General features: G+C 49.6%; 17 protein-coding genes. 8 read left to right on the forward strand and 9 right to left on the reverse strand.

Going from position 1 to position 16,429, the window contains the following annotated elements; genetic code table 11:
* Positions 1-46: 46 nt before the first annotated feature.
* Together AC3WRW_RS26525 and AC3WRW_RS26530 are read left to right on the forward strand one after the other, a co-directional pair.
* Positions 47-667 (forward strand): stalk domain-containing protein, encoded by a 621-nt coding sequence (locus tag AC3WRW_RS26525; RefSeq protein WP_492549226.1) that lies wholly within the window; start codon positions 47-49, stop codon positions 665-667.
* Between the two features lie 91 nt (positions 668-758).
* Positions 759-1,070, forward strand: coding sequence for a DUF1292 domain-containing protein (locus tag AC3WRW_RS26530; protein WP_127452090.1), 312 nt, complete (start codon positions 759-761; stop codon positions 1,068-1,070).
* A gap of 136 nt (positions 1,071-1,206) precedes the next feature.
* Here the strand turns inward: AC3WRW_RS26530 and AC3WRW_RS26535 are convergent, their stop codons facing one another.
* Together AC3WRW_RS26535 and AC3WRW_RS26540 are read right to left on the reverse strand one after the other, a co-directional pair.
* Positions 1,207-1,626 (reverse strand): DUF1885 family protein, encoded by a 420-nt coding sequence (locus tag AC3WRW_RS26535; protein ID WP_171686134.1) that lies wholly within the window; start codon positions 1,624-1,626, stop codon positions 1,207-1,209.
* Between the two features lie 85 nt (positions 1,627-1,711).
* Positions 1,712-3,181 (reverse strand): aminotransferase class I/II-fold pyridoxal phosphate-dependent enzyme, encoded by a 1,470-nt coding sequence (locus AC3WRW_RS26540; protein ID WP_492549227.1) that lies wholly within the window; start codon positions 3,179-3,181, stop codon positions 1,712-1,714.
* Between the two features lie 170 nt (positions 3,182-3,351).
* Between AC3WRW_RS26540 and AC3WRW_RS26545 the strand changes: the two genes are divergently transcribed.
* Both AC3WRW_RS26545 and AC3WRW_RS26550 read left to right on the forward strand, forming a co-directional pair.
* A complete protein-coding gene (locus tag AC3WRW_RS26545; RefSeq protein WP_492549228.1) occupies positions 3,352-4,602 on the forward strand; it encodes an MFS transporter in 1,251 nt (416 codons plus the stop codon).
* A 33-nt stretch (positions 4,603-4,635) separates the two neighbouring features.
* Positions 4,636-5,808 carry an MFS transporter gene (locus AC3WRW_RS26550; protein WP_492549229.1) on the forward strand — a complete coding sequence of 391 codons (1,173 nt, stop codon included), beginning with the start codon at positions 4,636-4,638 and terminating at the stop codon, positions 5,806-5,808.
* Between the two features lie 73 nt (positions 5,809-5,881).
* On the opposite strand, the gene AC3WRW_RS26555 is transcribed toward AC3WRW_RS26550, so the two are convergent.
* The 5 genes from AC3WRW_RS26555 to AC3WRW_RS26575 all read right to left on the reverse strand — a co-directional run bounded on the left by AC3WRW_RS26555 (position 5,882) and on the right by AC3WRW_RS26575 (position 9,963).
* Positions 5,882-6,556 (reverse strand): TetR/AcrR family transcriptional regulator, encoded by a 675-nt coding sequence (locus AC3WRW_RS26555; protein ID WP_492549230.1) that lies wholly within the window; start codon positions 6,554-6,556, stop codon positions 5,882-5,884.
* Between the two features lie 39 nt (positions 6,557-6,595).
* Positions 6,596-7,624: an ABC transporter permease gene (locus AC3WRW_RS26560; protein ID WP_492549231.1), complete on the reverse strand. Its 1,029-nt coding sequence runs from the start codon at positions 7,622-7,624 to the stop codon at positions 6,596-6,598.
* Positions 7,621-8,349, reverse strand: a complete 729-nt coding sequence (locus AC3WRW_RS26565) for an ABC transporter ATP-binding protein (protein WP_492549232.1) — start codon at positions 8,347-8,349, stop codon at positions 7,621-7,623. Before AC3WRW_RS26565 ends, AC3WRW_RS26560 begins: the two co-directional genes overlap by 4 nt.
* 176 nt (positions 8,350-8,525) lie before the next feature.
* Positions 8,526-9,215 (reverse strand): hypothetical protein, encoded by a 690-nt coding sequence (locus AC3WRW_RS26570; RefSeq protein WP_492549233.1) that lies wholly within the window; start codon positions 9,213-9,215, stop codon positions 8,526-8,528.
* 115 nt (positions 9,216-9,330) lie between these two features.
* Positions 9,331-9,963, reverse strand: a complete 633-nt coding sequence (locus AC3WRW_RS26575; RefSeq protein ID WP_492549234.1) for a YktB family protein — start codon at positions 9,961-9,963, stop codon at positions 9,331-9,333.
* 191 nt (positions 9,964-10,154) lie between these two features.
* Between AC3WRW_RS26575 and AC3WRW_RS26580 the strand changes: the two genes are divergently transcribed.
* On the forward strand, positions 10,155-11,006 hold the full coding sequence (locus AC3WRW_RS26580) for a stalk domain-containing protein (protein ID WP_492549235.1): 852 nt from the start codon (positions 10,155-10,157) through the stop codon (positions 11,004-11,006).
* Between the two features lie 4 nt (positions 11,007-11,010).
* Here the strand turns inward: AC3WRW_RS26580 and AC3WRW_RS26585 are convergent, their stop codons facing one another.
* Together AC3WRW_RS26585 and AC3WRW_RS26590 are read right to left on the reverse strand one after the other, a co-directional pair.
* A complete protein-coding gene (locus tag AC3WRW_RS26585; protein WP_492549236.1) occupies positions 11,011-11,673 on the reverse strand; it encodes a response regulator transcription factor in 663 nt (220 codons plus the stop codon).
* Positions 11,674-11,704: 31 nt separating this feature from the next.
* Complete coding sequence (locus tag AC3WRW_RS26590) at positions 11,705-12,835, reverse strand: sensor histidine kinase (protein ID WP_492549237.1); 1,131 nt, start codon at positions 12,833-12,835, stop codon at positions 11,705-11,707.
* A gap of 183 nt (positions 12,836-13,018) precedes the next feature.
* Here AC3WRW_RS26590 and AC3WRW_RS26595 point away from each other — a divergent pair, with 183 nt between their 5' ends.
* Genes AC3WRW_RS26595 through AC3WRW_RS26605 form a run of 3 tightly spaced genes read left to right on the forward strand, consistent with a single transcriptional unit; the run spans position 13,019 to position 16,295 of the window.
* Positions 13,019-13,954 (forward strand): ABC transporter ATP-binding protein, encoded by a 936-nt coding sequence (locus tag AC3WRW_RS26595; protein WP_492549238.1) that lies wholly within the window; start codon positions 13,019-13,021, stop codon positions 13,952-13,954.
* Between the two features lie 12 nt (positions 13,955-13,966).
* Complete coding sequence (locus AC3WRW_RS26600; protein ID WP_492549239.1) at positions 13,967-15,151, forward strand: ABC transporter permease; 1,185 nt, start codon at positions 13,967-13,969, stop codon at positions 15,149-15,151.
* A complete protein-coding gene (locus tag AC3WRW_RS26605) occupies positions 15,144-16,295 on the forward strand; it encodes an ABC transporter permease (protein ID WP_492549240.1) in 1,152 nt (383 codons plus the stop codon). The genes AC3WRW_RS26600 and AC3WRW_RS26605 overlap by 8 nt, the downstream gene beginning before the upstream one ends.
* The last annotated feature ends 134 nt before the right edge of the window (positions 16,296-16,429 follow it).

A 16,429-nucleotide genomic window follows, 5' to 3' on the forward strand; every position in this document is an offset into this window, starting at 1 on the left:
AGATGCAGACATGAAGATTACTAACGAGAGCTGGAGGTTATTGAAGATGAAAGTAGTTCAGCGGATATTCACGTTGATGCTGGTGTTTTTTGTTCTAAGTACGGCTGCAGTGGTGGCCTCGTCGATATGGGGGGATTTTAAGGGATTCAACGTTGCCCGTCTGGTTGTCAACGATACGACGTCGGAGTTCGGTGATTCCGATGTTCCGCCACTGATCGTCGATGGGAGCACGGTTTTGCCTTTACGCGCTGTAAGCGATGCATTGCAAGCGTTGGTGAAATGGGATAATTCGAACAAGACCGCTTACTTATACAAACCGAACGTGCACTTGTTCTTCACGACAGAAGTGCGTAAAGACTCCGCCATCGTTCCGTTCGGCGTCGTGGAGAAGGGCAAGCTAGCGGACTTTATCGTATTTGCGCAAGTAGACAATTTGAAGACGAACATTAATTCGGTGAGAGTTTCGATCATATCGCCAAGCGGCAAGAGTGTCGTTACACCGGTTGTGAAATCCATTACGGAGTCGAAGCAGGCTTTTTGGCTAAAGGTGCCTTTGTACGGCGTTTCCTTTGACGAGGCCGGCACCTATGTCGTTAAATTTGCGATGAAGCAGGATGGAGCCAGCGATTATTCCGTCGTTTCCGAGAAGCAGATCCAATCGGAATAGGATAAGCTGATCAGAAAGTGGTTTGACCTCTGAATATGAAAATGATAGGATAATGACGTAACTAATTATTCGACGAAATGAGGTTCTGCCTGTGAGCGATGAGAAGCACGATCATGTACACGGCCCGGACTGTGACCACGATCACGAGCATGGGGAAGATGTTTTTATCGTAACGGACGAGAACGGTGAAGAGCACGAGATGGTGATGGTATATACCTTCCAATCTCAAGAGCAAGCATATGCTGTATTGCTTGATCGCAATGATCCTGAAGCGGACGGCGTAATTTTCCGTGTTGAAGAAGATGGCGACGATGCTTTCCTAGTCAACATTGAGGATGAAGAAGAATGGGAGCGCGTAGTGACCATTTACAATGAGATCGTAGCTCAAGAAGGCGAAGAATAAGAGCTATACATAAGAAGGGCTGCCCCTCTAGTAGATTACCTACTGGATGGGCAGCCCTTCGCTAATTATTGGCCTGTAAAATGGGGCTGTCCTGGAAGTTTGAAAAACTTCCGGGACAGCCCATTTGTGTAAGAATTCATTTACGAGGATTAAAGTACATGATTCTGCCGTTGAATAGATGAAGTTCAGCTTTCAGCAGTTTGCCAAGGTATTTGCAGAATTCGTTGCCTTTGCTCTTGTCGCCATGGGTGGCGTCGTCGGGTAATACGACTTGGACATAATGCCGGTCTTCCTCTTGATTCTTCTCGCTGCCGACACCAATCACGATATATTTGTATAAAGGATTGATACCTTTCAGATAGAACCATTTGCCTTCGCCTTCCGGCTTCGTCTCAATGGTGTAGGGGAATCCGGCCTCGTCATACTCCCAGCCAAGCTGCTTGGCTGTCAGACTGAGCTGATCACGGTAATGCAAAAGCTTTTCCTTGAGTTCATCCAAGGTGAGTGCGGATACTTGGGAGCCTGTTACGAATTTAATATAAGCGCTTTGAGCCATTCCTTGTTCACCTCATTCGCTAAACATCACCAACATCATAGCATCATGTAAACGGTTTTACAATATATACCTGAATGACGGGCGTTTAGAAAATCGCTTGCGTCTCGACGATGACTTTAACATTTTGAACGCTGCGGTCCTCAGGCCCTTTGACAGGAAGCCCGACCTCCACATGCTCGACAATGTAATCAATAAGCTCCTGTGTGATGACTTCACCCGGAAGCAGAATTGGAATTCCCGGCGGATACACATAGATGAATTCGGCAATAATGCGGTCAGCGGAATCCTTGAACGGCAATACTTCCGTCTCTCCGTAGAAAGCGTCCCGTGGCGTCAGCGTTAATTGAGGGATCGCAGGCACTTTAATGACAACCTCTTTCACCTCAACCACATCGTCATTCATGTGGGAGAGCTTGCGCAGAGCTTCGAGTAAAATTTCAACGTTCTCTTGCGTATCTCCCGGCGTAACGAGGCACAGGATGTTGTACATGTCGCTCATTTCGACTTCAATATTGTAATGCTCGCGCAGCCAATTCTCGACCTCAAAGCCTGTGATGCCAAGCTTGCGCACATGCACGCATATTTTGGTAGGATCGTAAGTATAAGTAGCTTCTTCTCCCAAAATCTCTTCCCCAAAGCAGTACAGGTTTGGAATTTCATTGATTTGCTTTCTGGTATACTGCGCAAGCGCAATGGTGCGTTCCGCCATTTCATGCCCGTTCAAAGCCAAATGTCTGCGAGCGGTATCTAGCGAAGCTAGCAAAATATAAGACGTCGAAGTCGTCGTAAGCATGGAAATAATCGTCTGGATACGCTTCGGATTTACACGGTTGCCTTTCACGTTAAGGACCGAGCTTTGCGTCATGGAACCGCCCAGCTTATGAACGCTCGTTGCCGCCATATCGGCGCCGGCTTCCATCGCAGACATCGGCAGCTTGTCATGGAAATGAATGAGCACCCCGTGCGCTTCATCGACGAGGACCGGCATGTTGTAGCTGTGTACCAGGTCAACGATCTCTTTCAGGTTGGTGCATACGCCATAGTAGGTCGGGTTGATGACCAATACGGCTTTGGCGTCAGGATGTTTCTCCAGCGCCCGGCGGACCGAACGAGTCGGAATGCCGTGATCGATCCCTAAGTTCTTGTCGCGTGCAGGTTGAATAAATACCGGCTTCGCGCCTACGAAAATAATGGCGGCCAAGACGGATTTATGTACATTTCGCGGGACGATAATTTTATCGCCTTCCGAACAGACCGTCATAATCATCGTCATGATGGCTCCGCTCGTTCCTTGTACCGAGAAGAACGTATGATCGGCACCATAGGCGTCCGCAGCAAGCTTCTGGGCTTCCTCGATGACGCCCATCGGTTGATGGAGGTCATCTAGCGGTGCTATATTGATGAGGTCGATGGACAGGGCATTGTCCCCAATAAAGGAACGAAACTCCGGGTCCATGCCGACTCCTTTTTTATGGCCAGGAATGTGAAACTGAATCGGATTTCTTTCAGCATGCTTAAGCAATGCATGGAACAGGGGGGTACGGGTATGATCCACCTGATTATCGCTTCCCTTCTATCGTAGATTGCTTGTCGAAAGTTGCAACAAACAAAATGAGTATATCAAACTAGAGATTTCATGCAAGCTAATTTTTTGAAAATAGTTTGTGCCAATTGGGGAAAAACTAACAGCACTTGTTAAAATACGGCTAAATAAGGAGAAATGATATGAGTTTGATGCAAAAATGGCGGAAAAACCGGCTGTTTTCCCCATTTGTGATCGAATTGTTAATTATTATGTTTATCGTCGAATTTGTGAAGGGCGCTCTGCTGATTACGATATTGCCGGTATATATGAAAACTGCGCTCGGTGCGTCGGCGTTTATTATTGGCTGGACTCTTGCGGCTCAGTATATAGGCGATAACGTGCTGCGCACACCTGTCGGCTGGATCATAGACAAGCTCGGTTATCGTACGACGATGCTCACCGGTGTGCTTCTGACCTTCATCTCGGTAGTCCTCATGGCTACGACATCCCAATACATATGGATGATCGTCGGCTGCGCGCTGCTCGGCTTTGGCACGGCTCCGTTATGGCCCTGTGTCATTACAGGAACGACCGAAGTGGCCGGGGAGGATGGCAAAGCGACAATCATGAGCGTTGTCTACATGGCATGGCTGTCGGGGGTTGGGCTCGGGCCGGTGGCCATTAATTTCTTTGTCGGCGAAAACCGGTACATGACCGCATTTCGTCTATTAATTGCTTGTATGACGATAGTGGTGATTGTGGCGCTGTTTCTTCCAAGAAAGCGTTCGAGAGAGCAGGGCGCAGCAGAGAAGGCGGTGACCCAGAGCAGCAAGGCAGCGGCGCCGCTCATGCAGCGAATCTCGACCTATCTAAGTGAAGTAAGACGCTCTATGTCGGTTAGTCCGCTGATGTTTCCGGCTATGTTCGCACAGACGTTTGCACTTGGCATATTGACACCCATTCTTACCCTGTACGCGAAAGAGGTGCTTAAACTCTCTTCGTTTGCCTACAGCATGTTTTTGGTCGCTGGGGGGGCCGTGACGGTCATTTGCCTGGTGCCGGTGGGAAAATGGGTGGATCGCCGCGGCATACGTCCGTTCTTGATCACCGGCTTTACGATGAGCGCTGCGGCACTGTTAATGTTTACGTTTGCTAAATCAATGACCATACTGTATATGTTGGTTGCCTTGCTTGGGATCGGCTATGCATGCATCATACCGGCTTGGAATGCGCTGATAGCTTCGGCCATCCCGCCTGAGAAAAGAGGTGCCGTATGGGGATTCTTTCTGACGATAGAGGGGCTGGGCATGATTATCGGGCCGATCGTTTCCGGCAAGCTGTGGGACGTATACGGCTATCATGCGCCTTTTTTGATGAGCGGAGCAGTGCTTGTGCTGCTGCTTGTTCTTCAAATGTTCATTTCCATCCCCAAAAAAGGTATGATACGATAAGGAAAACGTTTGGTTTGGAGGATAAACATCATCATGAATAAACAAATTGGAATCATCATGTTGCTGTTGATGACCATTTTCGTAGGTTTTGGCATTATCATCCCCATACTTCCGGAGGTTGTTAAGGGGGCAGGCTCCCAGTACCATAACGCGCTGTTGTTATCGGTCTACTCGGCAGCTTCCTTTCTTATGTCTCCGATCTGGGGCGGGATTTCGGACCGTATCGGACGCAGACCCATTATCTTGGTTGGCCTCCTAGGCTTCTGCATCTCCTTTTTGATTTTCGGATTCGCGAACGGCCATCTGTGGGTGATGTACGTGTCCCGTATTCTGGGAGGTTTGTTCTCAGGAGCGGCAACGGCTTGTGCGGTCGCTTACGTGGCGGACATTACAACGGCCGAGAACCGGACGAAAGGCATGGGAATGGTAGGCATGTCGATCGGTCTGGGCTTTATTTTCGGGCCGGCGCTTGGGGGGATTCTGAGCCGCTGGGGGACTTATGTGCCTTTCTTTGCTGCGTCGGCGCTGGCCTTCGCATCGTTCCTCTTTGCTTTCGCTATTCTTTCGGAATCGCTGCCCGCCGATAAGCGATCCTCTGTGAAGGAAAAGGCACCATCCAGATGGACGGCGTTCTCCGGCGCCTCCAAATACTTGTATGTGCTGTCCTTCTTCGTTACCTTTACGCTTGCTGGATTGGAAGCGACGCTTCAGTATTACCAAATGGACAAAATCGGCGCGACGCCATTCGATATCGGCATGATGTTCCTTGCCAGCGGCATCGTCGGAGCCTTGATCCAAGGCGGTGTTGTACGCCGATTGGTCAAGCAAGGCGCCGAGCAAAAGGTGATCGGCATCGGGTTGCTGCTGTCGGCAGCGGGCTTCTTCCTGCTGCTGTATTCCAGCAGCGTAGTAACCGCCGCGATCTACCTGTCGGTATTCGGAGCGGGCAACGCGCTCATACGCCCTTGTGTGACGTCGCTGATTACACAGCGGACGACAGTCGGGCAGGGCGTCGCAACGGGCCTCAGCTCTTCGATGGACAGCCTGGGCCGTATTGCCGGCCCGCTGCTTGGCGGAGCGGTGTTCGCCATCGCGCACTCCTTGCCGTTTATTATCGGCGGCGTGCTCTGCTTGGCGGCGATTCTGCTGCTGCAGCGCTTCATGCTTGTCGATCGTCAGACGCGCGTGCAGCAGCAAACGGTCTGATACAACTGCAAAAAGCTGTACACCCGCCTTCCCAACAAGGAAGACAGGTGTACAGCTTTTTTTATCTTGGCGCTTATGGTTCCCGCGGGGCTAAGCCGTACAAGATGAAATTGACCGTATAATCGATTTCCTTGGCTTCATCCCACTCCGATTCCGGAACGAATAAAAACCGGGTAATCAACAGGCCGATGATGCTGGAAACAATGAGCCGCATACTGGTCGGAGCCGGAATATCAATCAGCTGGCCTTCCTTTTGAAAATGCCGGATCGCTTTGTACGCTTTTTGCAGCACCATATCGGCTACGTTCTGCTTGAATTGCTCCCTAAGCTCGGTATGGAAGGGGATTTCGTGCATGAATATTTTGATCACGGGAAAATGCTTGCGGGCAAATTCCAGCCGGTTCACCGTAACGGTACGAAGAAATTGTTCTACAGTCGGATAATCTGCCTCCAGCACCTTCGTAAAATCTTTCACGGCAAAAGGGGCGATAAGCCTCGTCATCATCGGAGCGACGATCGAGAGCAGCAGATCTTTTTTGGTTTTATAGTGACGGAAAATCGTTCCTTCCGCTACGCCTGCTTTCTGGGCGATTTCACTGGTTGAGGAGCCTGCGAATCCTTTCTCGGAGAAAACTTCAACAGCCGCTTGAACAATTTTGATTTGTTTACCGGTCATTTTCTCCTCTTCGTCATTCAAGCGAAGCAGCTCTTTCAGCCATGGCTCGATTTCATTCTCGGTGTCGGACAATGCATTCACCTCCTAAAGTTAGCTGATCGCATTCAACTATTATATCTTACGATGCTTCCGCAGTGCCAGTATGTTCAAGAGCATGAAGATCAACGTGAACGCTGCGAGTACAACGATGTCCAACCAAATGCGATCCCATCCTGCTCCGCGAATCATAATATTGCGCAGGGCGTCTGCGCCGTATTTCAAGGGCATGACGACTCCGATCCAGCGGAGATAGACAGACATCGTATCTAAGCTGAAAAGGCCCGAGAAGAACACCTGCGGCACGATAATGAGCGGTATGAATTGAATCATTTGGAATTCATTGTTGGCGAAAGCAGAGATCAAGGTGCCAAGGGATAGCGCCGCTAACGCAAGCAGAACCGTAATCAGAAGCACATACCAGAATGAGCCAACCATCATAAGGCCGAGCACGCTTGTTGAAAACCAGGCGATAAGAGCCGCTTGCAGCATAGTGAAGATGCCGAAGCCGAGAATATAGCCGACAACGATTTCCCAGCGGCGCAGCGGCGTAGCCAAAAGGCGCTCTAGCGTTCCGCCGGTGCGTTCCCTTAAAAAGGATACGCCGGAGAGCAGGAAGACGAAGAAAAAGACGAAGAACCCAATAAGAACAGGTCCGAAATTATCGAATGCGGCCATGTCGGCTGAACCGTGCAAATAGGCGATGACCGGTGCTTGCTGGGAAGAGCTGGCCGGAACTGCAGCTTGCAAAGCCTTTTGCAGCAGGAATAAAACGGCTTTATTCTTGCTGGGATCGCTGCCTTCAAGCGTCAGCTGCGGGGCTGCTCCATTCATCGTAAGGACAGCGTCTAAACGGACAGCTTCAAGTTCCTTTTGAGCCTCTTCGGCCGTATAGACCGTGACTTCCGCATCCAAGTCCTGCAGCTTCTGAATGAGCGGAGCAGGGACATTCACAGCGCCCAGCTTAGGGACATAGGTGCTGCCGTTAAAAACCAAAGACATCATGAAAAGAATGAGCATGGGAGCAACAAGCATCATCATCAATGTCCGTTTATCATGGAAAAACTGTCGTAAAATCCGAATAACGATCGCCCGAATTCTCATGCGCGCACACCTCCGTAGTATAGAAATGCTTCTTCAATTGTCGAAGAGGAGGTCGCTTGTTTCAATTCCTCCGGAGTGCCTACTGCCGTAAGCCTGCCGTCGCGAATCATCCCGAGCTGGTGGCATTTGTCCGCTTCGTCCATGACGTGCGTGGTGACGAGAATCGTGGTGCCTTTCCGGCTGAGCGTTGTGAGCTCATCCCAGATGGACTTTCGCAATACGGGATCGATGCCGACTGTCGGCTCGTCGAGAATAAGAATGGATGGTTCATGCAGAAGCGAGATAGCGAGCGAAAGACGGCGCTTCATCCCCCCGGAGTAGTTGGAAACCTGTTTTTTTAAGTGCGGCCCTAAATCAACGAGTTCCATCACATCCTGAATGCGCTGCTTGCGTCTTGCTCCCGCGAGTCCGTACAAGGAAGCAAAGAACTCCATATTCTCCTGTGCCGTCAGTTCTGCATACAGAGCGTCGGATTGCGCCATATAACCGATCTTGGACAGCATCGCCAATTGCGGCATGCGTTCTCCGAGCACGTCGACGGTGCCGGAAGTGGGAGCATCAATCCCTGCAATGAGCCTTACAAGTGTCGTTTTGCCAGAGCCGGAGGGACCGAGAAGGCCGAAAATTTGCGCGCTCGGAACAGTTAAGGTAATGTCCTGCAGCACCGCTTTTTCTCCGAATTGCTTGTTGACATGCTGGACTTGGATAGATGTGTGGATCGCCATGGTCGGGCACCTCTTTCTGAAGTGAGTAATCACTCATTTTTTAATATCCTCATCATACGTTATCTGTATGTATTTGTGAAGTGAGTAATCACTCATTTTTTACGAAAGACCTCAATAACAAAAAAAGACTGCTCAAACCATCAACGATGACATTGGGCAGTCTTTTTTGCGTGCAGTTATTCCTTAGCTTTCGTATCTCTCTTGTGGTCAACCCATTTCTCAATGGAAGGGGTTAACTGCTCTTTGATGGACGCAACAAGCTTGTCCTTGGACATGCCTTTCGATTGCGCGATTTCGGCGAGCGATTTGCCGGAACGGAGCTGGGCATGCAATTCATCCTTGCTCAGTCCGAGTGTTTTGGCCAGCTTTTCCGTGTCGGGTTTCATTCCGAACCGTTGCCACTTGCTTTTGCCGTGGTTGTCGAGCAGGTTTTTCTCGTTGAGGATGAACTTTAAATGTTCGCCGAGCTTTTGCTTCATATGCTCGCCTTGATCGGCGGTCAGCTTGCCGTCTTTAACGGCTACTTCAATTTTCCCGGTACGAAGCTGCTGGAGCTTTGCCGTTAAGTCGGCTTCGCTTATCCCTTTGTCAGCGGCTGCTTCCACGATGCTCTTGCCGCTCTTGAGCGACTTCATCAGCACTTCTTTGTCAACGCCGATGACCGTAGCAGATTCCTCGATAATCGGCCATTTGCGGCTGTGATGCCCATGCCCTTTGTCATCGGTTTGCTGCAGAGAAACGATTTCCTGCGGGTCCCCGGAAGGGGCGCTGGCCGAAGCGGAGAGGGTAGGAAGCATGCTTGCTCCCAGAACGAAAGAGAAAGCTATCGTGCTCACTAGAAGCTTTTTCATATAAGGCTGGTTCATGCGTGTACGACCTCCTTTCCCGAGTAATAGGAATTACAGAACATAGTCTGTGCAGGAGGGATTAATTTTAGTTTAAAATTACCTTAGTTTTACATAAAAATTTCCACGTTTCGAGTTATTTCGCGTCGACGGCAAGTTGATACAAGGGAATGAGCTTCTCGAACGTTTGTTTAATTAACCTTTCAAACTCCTCAGGCCGGCTGAGCAGCGGATCTTGGTAATGAAGGTTTCTGCCGATCAGCAGCTCCGCTTTTTTGACGTCGCGGAAACGAATCAATGCGTCGTTCCAGCCGCTGCGGTCTAAATCGGCAAGAGGGGTGACATCCTTTTTCATATGATCGAAGGAAAGGACGAAATCGGAAGGAATCTCTTCCTGAATGCGGTCGATCTGATTCATATAAGTTGTGGCGATGTTGCTCTTATTCGGCAGCTCATAGATGAGCGCCAGCCAGATAAACACACGATCGTCAAAAAGGCCGACCTGGAAGTGAGGAACTTGCTTATAGCCTCTTTTGTTCGGGCAGATGGCCATCCAGGTGTCCACCGGAGGATTAATTTTGCGGCGCAGATGTTTGGCAATATGTAGGAACATTTCGTTCCCGGATAAGAGAGAGAGATCCTGCGTCAATGAATCTCCTAACGCTTTAAATTTAGGCTGAATGCGCTCGCGAATGGCTTCCATCCGGCCATCCAAGCCTTCTATAGCAAAGGTATCGAAATCATGCTGTGTAAATCCGGTAAAACTCATAATCGGCAGGCCTCTTTTCACTTGCGTTTTTCCAATTATTTTAAAGGAATTTCGTACGCTCTGCAATGATTTGCAAGTTTCATAGAAGTTAAGTAGGAAGAAGGTCTCATTTTGTCAAAAAAAGCAGGAAAAAATAGGAGTTTGCCGAATTATGGAATTATCATAAAAGGATGGACAGGAGAAATCTAGCTATGAAAATGAAAAAATGGACGAAAATCACGATTCTGGGCACTTTGATGGCAACTTGTTTTACGGTAGGCGTTTATGCGCAGGATGTGCTGCAGCGTGTCGATGCGTATTTAAGAACTGATTTCAATGTGGTTGTCAACGGGCAGCAGGTGAAGCTGGCGAATCCGCCGTTGATTTATAACAACAGCAGCTATTTGCCTGTGAAAGAGTTGGGAAATTACTTGGGGGCGATCGTCAATTGGCAGGACAGCACCAAAACGATCTATATCAATCCGCGGGTTAATCCTGCCCAACCTTCGGAGGGGAACGAGACGAGCTATACGGAAATTGTGTTCCAATATCCCTATGTCCAATATTTCGAATATCTCGGTGCCACCTATCCGGTTCTCACGAATACGACGGAGCAGGCCTACTACCGTTTAGCGGATGTGGAACGAATGGGTTTGAAAACGGCGGGCCTGCGCAAAGCGAAGGAGAAATATTCGGAGGAGCTGTACGTCGGCGAGGATGAATTGAAGAAGGTCTGGGGGAACCAGCCTCCGCAAGTATCGTATGCGAATTATAATGCCGTCCCCATTACCGGAGAAAAGGATCCAGTCAAGCTGAAAGCGATCAAGGAATACGTCGATAACTTCCGATATTATGAAATCAACAAGACGCCTTATATGACGAGCCCCATTATCATCGATGCGCTGCCGGAGCTCAATACATACAACTATTTACTGTCAGAGAATGGGCATTACTACCGCACAACACTCAAGCTGACACAGATTAACAGCATCAATAACACGCCGGATTATGTTGTAGGCAGCTCCTCCAAGGAGGATATCCAGGTCGAAAAGGTTAAAAACTAATGATCTAGCCGTGTGCGCCTGATTGTTTTTTTAAATAAAAAATGGCGATCTGCGTGCGGTCGCGAAGATTGAGCTTGCTGAGAATTTCAGTTATATAATTTTTTACCGTGCCTTCGCTCAGGAAAAGCTCCTGGGCGATTTCTTTATTCGACAGCCCTTCTGAAATTTTCTCAACGACAGCTTGTTCGCTGGCTGTTAATCCATAATCTCTGAGCGTAATGGGAGCCGCCGCGTTAGGAGCAGGGCTGGGGCTGATGAAGCTGGCCAATTTCTTGGCGATGTCGGGATGAATCAGCAGATTGCCCTGTTCAACCGTCTTAATGCCTTGAATGATGCGATCCGGCGATATGTTTTTCAGCAGGTAACCGCTGGCTCCGTTTCTCAGCGCCTGTACGATAAATTCATCGTCGTCGAACGTCGTCAAAATCAGAACGGAAATTGCCGGATACGCTTGTTTGATCTTGAGCGTCCCCTCGACGCCGTCGCAGATGGGCATTCTAATGTCCATGAGCACGACATCGACCTTTTGGCCGCTTTGGATAAAAGCGAGAGCTTCATCGCCATGGGTGCACGTGCCTGCCACGGTGATATTTTCGTCAAGTCCGATGATTAGTTTTAAGCTTTCCCGGATGAATGGATCGTCATCGGTTATGAGAACATGAATCATGTTGATGTCATCCCTTTCCTGTATTAGTGCGTTAGTGCGTTTGGCGAAACGTCGGCAGAACCGTCGTCACGGAAAAAGGTGCCTCGAACGCCACATAAAGCTGCCCGCCTATGAGCTTGCTGCGTTCCTCCATGCCTGTCATGCCGAGTCCTTTCACGGTGTCACCCGCAGGGGGCTGACCGTTGTTCGCAACATGCATCGTAATTTGCTTGGTTTCATAGATTAACTGAATATGTACCCGGGTTGCACCGCCGTGTCGAATTGCATTCGTGATGGCTTCTTGGGCGTTGCGGTATAAAATAAAGGCAAGACTGGGATACAGGACGTAGGGCATTCCCTGAATGTCAACGTCAATGGAGATGCCGTTTTCCTTCGTTAATCCTTCGATGAGCTTGTCAAGGGTAAAGGTCTGCATCGAATCGTCATCCGGCTTCAGTCTCCGCACCGTTGAGCGCAGCAGCTCCATGCTTTCAGTCAATTGGTCCCGGACCGAAGTTAACATCTCCATGCCTTTGCTCATCTGCACCGGCAATATTCGCAGGGCCGCCTCCATCATCATCTTGAGACGGATTAACTGATGCCCGAGATCATCGTGAATATCGCGGGAAATGCGGTTCCGCTCATTGAGCTGCGCGATATTCTCGACCTGTTTGGCATAATCGAGCAGTTGCATGCGGGCTTCATCCAGCTCGTAATGCTGCCGCCGAAGCCGATCGTATAGAAGCTCGATGTCCACTTTGTTTTGCTCGATCCGGTGCATATGCAGCAAAAGCAGCGCTTGAGCGGCTAACATCAGATTGGCTATGACGTAATAGCTGCTTGGCTGGCCATGCAAACTCAAGTTTAGGAGGACCAGTTGGAGGCCAAAGAAAGAATAGCCGATAGAACGATGAAAGGCGAACAGATAGGTCAGCAGCGTGGAGAAGAAGAGCAGGAATAATAAGCCGTGATACTGATTGCTCAACCATCCGCCGAATCCGATTTCGACGAGCAGCATCCATGCGGATTGTTTGAAAATCTTTCTGCGCAGCTCGGCGACCCAAATAAATAAAAGAATAAAGAACGCATAATTGCTATTGGACGCGTAGTTTTCCAGATAAATAGAAGCAACTGCTGGAATGAGAATGAGAGCGTAGCGCGTTACTGGCAGTAAAGGTGACAAGCGGTTCCCTTCCTTCGCAAGCTGATAACCAAATTATAGCATAATTGACAAGCTGGTTTATATGTTTTACTGCGTGTTTATGACTTTTGTCACTATGCAAAATGACTTATTCTACCTGTAGCGGCGATGATTCCAGGATACAATAAGGATAGTCAAAGCACTTGGCAAAAGGGAGAGGATCTCATGAGTTTTATTCAAATTAAAAATGTTGTCAAAAAATACAGCAATCAAATCTCCGTAGATCACTTGAATTTATCGATTCAGAAAGGCGAAATCTTCGGGTTGTTGGGCCCTAACGGAGCGGGTAAGAGCACCACGATCAAAATGCTCAGCGGCCTGCTCAAAATGGACGGCGGCGAAATGGTTGTTGACGGTTATTCCGTTGCGAAGGAGACGCTGGAGGTGAAACGCCTCATTGGTCTTGTGCCGCAAGAGCTTGCCATTTTCGAAAGTTTAAGCGCAAGAGAAAACGTTACGTTTTTTGCCAGACTTTACGGCTTAAGAGGCAATCTGCTGCAAAGCCGGGTAAAGGAGGCGCTGGAATTCGTCGGCTTGTCGGACCGGGCGGGCGATAAGCCCAAGGCCTTCTCCGGCGGAATGAAGAGGAGATTGAATATTGCCTGCGCGATTATGCACCATCCCAAACTGATCATTATGGACGAGCCGACCGTGGGAATCGATCCCCAGTCGAGGAACCATATCCTGGAGTCGGTCCAAACCTTGAATCGCATGGGCTCGACGATTATTTACACTTCGCACTACATGGAAGAAGTGGCTGCCATATCCACCCGTGTCGGCATCATGGACCATGGCCGCCTGATCGCCTGCGGCACGCAGGAGGAGCTGCGGGGCAAAGTCGCGCAGGACAACAAAATTATGCTGCAGGTAGCGAACTTAAGCGAACAAGCGGTGAAGGAGCTGCGGGATCATCCGAAGATTAAACAGGTGAACGTCCATGAGCAGGCGCTTGAGCTGTTAGTCGGCTCCTCGCAAGCTTATTTGCAAGATATTTTGTTCATCTTATCCAAACACGATGTCAAAATTCAATCGCTCGTACAGGTAGAGCCCGATTTAGAGGCTTTGTTCCTGTCATTGACCGGAAGAACTTTGCGGGATTAGGGGGAGAGCGCGATGCAGATTTGGACGATTGCAAAATATGAAATAGTGCGGATGATGCGTATGCGTTACGTCATGCTCATCCAATTCGTCATGCCTCTCTTGCTCATTTTCATATTGGGTTCCGCGCTTTCAGGCGCTTTCAAAGTAGAGGATCGGAACATAAAGCCTGTTAAATTGGATGTCGTAGAAGCGGACTCCGGCGCTCTGAAATCCGCCGTGGATGCGTTTCTTCATTCGCCCCAATTGGCGAATCTAATCCAAGCCACGGCCGTTCCGTCGCGCGATGAGGCAGTCAAGCATCTGCGAGCAGGCGATTCCGAGTTTGCGCTTATCATCCCGAGCGATTTCAGCGCCCGCGTGCTGGAAGGGAAAGAGGCGGAATGGGAGATGATTCTCGGCAATAACTATGAGCAGAATTTGACCGCTGAAACGGTGCTGCGCTCCTTCCTGGATAAAGTGAATCTGAATCAAGCTGTCGCCATTTCAGCCGGGCCGGAGGCGGCGGCTGAGCTGCAAAAGCAGGGCGGGGCGGATACCATCCCGGCATCAGGAGCCGCCTCTCATGTTAGGTTAGGCCATTTGTCGGCGTCCAATTCCCAATATTCCGCTATGCAGTATTACGCGGTATCGATGCTGGTTATGTTTTTGCTGTATTCCGGCTTGTCTACCGCGATGGGACTTCAAGGCGAGAAAGATAACCATACTTTATCCCGATTAAATGCCATGCCCGTGCATGAGTATAAGATTTTGCTTGGCAAAGTGCTCGGCAATGCGTTCATTGCGATCTGCCAAGCGGCAATTATCATAGCGGCAACCGTTCTCTTTTATCATGTGGACTGGGGAACCTCATACGGGATGCTGGCGCTTGTTTGCTTTTTTGTCATCGTGGCGTCCATGAGTCTCGCCGTTCTCGCAGCGTTGGTGGTGAAAGCGTCCAAAGGAATCTCTACCGTTTTCCAGATGATCGTTCTAGCCATGTCCTTTCTTAGCGGAGGATTTACGCCTCTTCCAGATGGATTGCTGAGTCAATTGGGCAATTTCACACTGAACTATTGGGCGATGCAAAGTATGTATCGCATTATGCTGGACAGCGATCTCTCCGTCTTAGGCCATCACGTGTTCGTTCTGGCATGCATAAGCGGCGGATTGCTGCTCGTTTCCTTCATCGTGTACCGAAAGGCGGGATATCATGAATAGCTTGTTTATCGCATTTAATATGCTTCGGCGAACGCTTTTGCAGAAAAGGGGCTTTCTGATCTACCTGCTCATTCCGGCCAGCCTTGTTTCTTTGATCATAGGTGTTACAGGGCACGACAAGCGTCAAGTTGATATCGCTTATGTCAACATGGATCGCGGTCCTCTCGGCGCTCACTTGGTGCAGGAGCTGACGCTGATTCCGGATTACCGATTGCTGGAAGCTCCCTCTGAAGACGACATCAAAGAAGACGTGACCAAGCAAAAGGTCGGAGGCGCGTTCGTCATTCCGGAAGGATTCAGCGAGACGCTGCTCAAGGGCGCCGAACCGCAAGTCGACATGTACCAATTGAGTGTAAGCGAAGCTGCCGTTACGCTGAAAATAGCGCTTGACAGCATCCTTACCGGCTATCAGGAAACGGTGGATGTGCATCGAAAGCAAGGACTTCAGGAGAGCCCGCTTCAAGCAGCCGTAGAAAAGACCCTCACCCAGATGAACAAACACCAAGTGAAGGCGAATGTCACGGACTTGAATTTATATGTGAATCCGAGTATGCATCTGGTCATTGGGTTCATGCTGATGTTCATGATGGGAGTCATCAACAACACCATCTCTGTTATTATGGAGGATCGGAGAATGCGGACGATGGCGAGAACCTTTACGGCCCCGGTCCGCTCCATCGAAATTATGCTGGGCAACTTTCTGGGCAGTTTTTTGGTAGGAACGCTGCAAGTGCTTGTTATCTTGCTTGTTACCCGCTATGTGGCCGGCTACGATTATGGCCTTCCGTTCTTCTCGCAATTTGTCATTCTGGAGTTTTTCCTATTGGCCAGCATGGGTATTGCCAGCGCGGTTGCCGGCATGGTAAAGAATGCGTCGAATTTGGGCATGATCAACTCTTTGATCGTAACCCCAACCTGCATGCTCGGCGGCTGCTTCTGGCCGGTAACGCTGATGCCGGAGTGGATGCAGAAAATCGCCAACTTCGTGCCGCAGAAATGGGCCATTGATGCGATACAGCGCATGGCCGCGGGGCACGCTTTGTCGCAGATGTGGATGCACATGGGGGTGCTCACCTTGTTTGCTTTGATTCTTCTCGGTGTTGGCACAGTCATATTAAGTCCGGAGGAAGCAGAGGTGAGCTAGCTCGTCCTGATGCGGGGAGTCTCCATGTCTCGCTGAAAAGAAGGGGAACTACAAGGCGCGAGCGACCAATGGTAAAGTCGTGTAATTTAGCAGGTGGAACTCCTGCTTGGAAAGGCAAAAGCCATGCCGCCAAT

Source organism: Paenibacillus sp. FW126-R14 (genome assembly GCF_058789495.1).

Coding starts and splice junctions, on each gene's coding strand:
- AC3WRW_RS26605 (WP_492549240.1), top strand. CDS start 15,144: ATGAATAGCTTGTTTATCGCATTTAATATGCTTCGGCGAACGCTTTTG.
- AC3WRW_RS26570 (WP_492549233.1), bottom strand. CDS start 9,215: ATGAACCAGCCTTATATGAAAAAGCTTCTAGTGAGCACGATAGCTTTC.
- AC3WRW_RS26565 (WP_492549232.1), bottom strand. CDS start 8,349: ATGGCGATCCACACATCTATCCAAGTCCAGCATGTCAACAAGCAATTC.
- AC3WRW_RS26600 (WP_492549239.1), top strand. CDS start 13,967: ATGCAGATTTGGACGATTGCAAAATATGAAATAGTGCGGATGATGCGT.
- AC3WRW_RS26545 (WP_492549228.1), top strand. CDS start 3,352: ATGAGTTTGATGCAAAAATGGCGGAAAAACCGGCTGTTTTCCCCATTT.
- AC3WRW_RS26595 (WP_492549238.1), top strand. CDS start 13,019: ATGAGTTTTATTCAAATTAAAAATGTTGTCAAAAAATACAGCAATCAA.
- AC3WRW_RS26560 (WP_492549231.1), bottom strand. CDS start 7,624: ATGAGAATTCGGGCGATCGTTATTCGGATTTTACGACAGTTTTTCCAT.
- AC3WRW_RS26585 (WP_492549236.1), bottom strand. CDS start 11,673: ATGATTCATGTTCTCATAACCGATGACGATCCATTCATCCGGGAAAGC.
- AC3WRW_RS26575 (WP_492549234.1), bottom strand. CDS start 9,963: ATGAGTTTTACCGGATTTACACAGCATGATTTCGATACCTTTGCTATA.
- AC3WRW_RS26535 (WP_171686134.1), bottom strand. CDS start 1,626: ATGGCTCAAAGCGCTTATATTAAATTCGTAACAGGCTCCCAAGTATCC.
- AC3WRW_RS26580 (WP_492549235.1), top strand. CDS start 10,155: ATGAAAATGAAAAAATGGACGAAAATCACGATTCTGGGCACTTTGATG.
- AC3WRW_RS26550 (WP_492549229.1), top strand. CDS start 4,636: ATGAATAAACAAATTGGAATCATCATGTTGCTGTTGATGACCATTTTC.
- AC3WRW_RS26525 (WP_492549226.1), top strand. CDS start 47: ATGAAAGTAGTTCAGCGGATATTCACGTTGATGCTGGTGTTTTTTGTT.